At 67.5% G+C, this 1,847-nt stretch carries 2 protein-coding genes; both read right to left on the bottom strand.

The window, feature by feature from the left end; genetic code table 11:
- The coding region (locus tag QH283_RS10035) for an MlaE family ABC transporter permease (protein WP_280502742.1) at window positions 1–610 on the bottom strand (610 nt) is incomplete at its 3' end.
- A 1-nt stretch (window position 611) separates the two neighbouring features.
- On the bottom strand, window positions 612–1,499 hold the full coding sequence (locus QH283_RS10030) for an MlaE family ABC transporter permease (protein WP_280502741.1): 888 nt from the start codon (window positions 1,497–1,499) through the stop codon (window positions 612–614).
- Window positions 1,500–1,847 lie beyond the last annotated feature (348 nt).

Here is a 1,847-nt window from a genome sequence, read left to right as displayed (position 1 = left end):
GGTAGGTGCCGGGCGAGGCCGCCCCGGACAGTCGCACCACCACCTCGCAGGCCAGGTAGTTCATCGCCAGGCACACCAGGTACAGCGGCAGCACGGCCACCACCGAGGCCAGCAGCCTGGTGCCGACCAGGTACGGAATCGGCCGGATGGCAAGCGATTCCATCGCGTCGATCTCCTCGGAGATGCGCATGGCGCCCAGCTGCGCGGTGAACCGGCAGCCCGCCTGCGCCGCGAACGCCAGCGCCGCCATGACCGGGGCCATCTCCCTGGTGGCGGCGAAGGAGGAGATGAAGCCGGTGGCCGGGCCCATGCCGAGCAGATCCAGGGTGCTGTAGCCCTCGATGCCGATGACCGCGCCCGCGGTCGCGCCGAGCACGATGATCACGCCCGCCGTGCCGCCGCCGACCACGATGGAGCCGTTGCCCCAGGTGACATCGGAGAGCACGCGGGCGAACTCGCGCTTGTAGTGCAGCAGCGTCGCGGGCAATCCGAGCAGCGCGCGCACCAGGAAGGTGATCATGTGACCGGCGCGCATGATCGGGCGGCCGACGGCCTTGCCCGCGACCATCAGCGGGCGCGCGCCGGGCGGACGGTATCTGGCGATGGTCATCTCAGAACCCCTGCCGCGGCAGTACCAGCTGATAGACCTGGGTGAACACGACGTTCACGATCATCAGCAGCAGAATCGAGGCCACCACGGTGGCGTTGACCGAATTCGCCACGCCCGCCGGGCCGCCCTTGGTGCTCAGCCCTTTCTGGCAGCCGACGATCGCCACGATCGCGCCGAACACCGCGGCTTTGATCATGGTGAGCACGAAGTCGCCGACGGTGGCGAAGGAAGCGAAGGTGGCCACGAAACTTCCCGGCGTGCCCTTCTGCACGTAGGTGTTGAACAGATAGCCCGCGAGAAAGCCCGCGAAGCAGGTCAATCCGGTGAGCGCGATGGCGACGACGATGCCGGCGGCCAGCCGGGGCGCGACCAATCGGCGCACCACTTCCACACCCATGACCTCCAGCGCGTCGATTTCCTCGCGGATGCGCCGGGAACCCAGGTCGGCGCAGATCGCCGAGCCGACCGCCGAGGCCATCAGGATGGCGGCCACCAGCGGCGCGCCCTGTCTGACCACGGTCAATCCACTCGCCGCGCCCGCCAGCGAGGTCGCGCCGACCTGGCCGGCGAGCAGGCCGAACTGGATGGACAGCGTGACGCCGATCGGAACGGCGACCAGCAACGTCGGCAGCACCGCGGTCCGCGCCATGAATGCCGCCTGTTGCACGAATTCCCCGAACGGGAACCGCCCCTTGACGATATCGGCGCACAGATATTGGAATGCGCGCACGCCGAGCACGAATTGGTGACCGACGGTTTCCAGTGCCGCGCCGGGATGTCCGCGAAGATAACCGCCCGTCCACTTCGCCACCTCGTCCACAGCCGATTCCGGCGCGCGTTCCGGCTCGCCGTGCGGCTCGCGCTCTCCCCGAGCGGGAATGATCGCCATCGAACTCCTCGTGACCGCGCCGATACGACTCGCGAATTGCGAACTGCCGCTGTTTCATTCGAGCGGTTCGCCGGTCCGCGACGGCTGCACTGCGCTCGGCCTCGTCGTGGTCGTAGATTACCTAGTTAGACTAGTAAGCGACGGCATTTCGGCCGATTCGGTTAAGTTACCCGCGATTTCGCCGTGTGGTGCGGATTCAGCCGACTTCGGGAGCCCCGGTGTAGCGGGTGAGCAGGCGGGTCAGTTCGTCCACGAAATCCTCCCGGGCAATCGCCGGGCGATCGAGCACGTAGCGGATGATCATCTGCTGGAAGGTCTGGAACGCCATCCAGGCCACGGTGGTGGGCC

The organism is Nocardia farcinica (assembly GCF_029867845.1).
Taxonomy (GTDB): Bacteria; Actinomycetota; Actinomycetes; order Mycobacteriales; family Mycobacteriaceae; genus Nocardia; species Nocardia farcinica_A.
Note: the sequence above shows the minus strand (reverse complement) of the source record. Positions and strands in the feature narration are given on the sequence as shown.

Bases quoted from the DNA above. Each gene is read 5' to 3' on its own strand.
- QH283_RS10030 (WP_280502741.1), bottom strand. From the start codon at position 1,499: ATGGCGATCATTCCCGCTCGGGGAGAGCGCGAGCCGCACGGCGAGCCG.